At 48.9% G+C, this 223-nt stretch carries 1 pseudogene; it reads left to right on the top strand.

Annotated features, from left to right (window positions below):
• Positions 1-223, top strand: a pseudogene (locus AAC854_RS23785) (IS1 family transposase); the annotation flags it as partial.

The following is a 223-nucleotide window of genomic DNA, read 5'->3' as shown; positions in this document are numbered from 1 at the left end:
CGTAACCACACTGCCGCTGGCGGGAAGTGACATTCAGATTATCTGTGAAATAGACGAGCAATGGGCATTTGTCGGTAGCAAGAAGAATCAGCGCTGGCTCTGGTACGCCTGAGAACCCCGTATGAAACGGATAGTGGCGCATGTGTTTGGTGATCGCAGCAGGAAAACGCTGGAAAAATTACTGGCGTTTCTGTCCCCTTTTAATATCCGGTTTTACTGTACA

Source organism: Xenorhabdus entomophaga, from assembly GCF_037996725.1.
GTDB classification, from domain to species: Bacteria; Pseudomonadota; Gammaproteobacteria; order Enterobacterales; family Enterobacteriaceae; genus Xenorhabdus; species Xenorhabdus khoisanae.
Note: the sequence above shows the minus strand (reverse complement) of the source record. Positions and strands in the feature narration are given on the sequence as shown.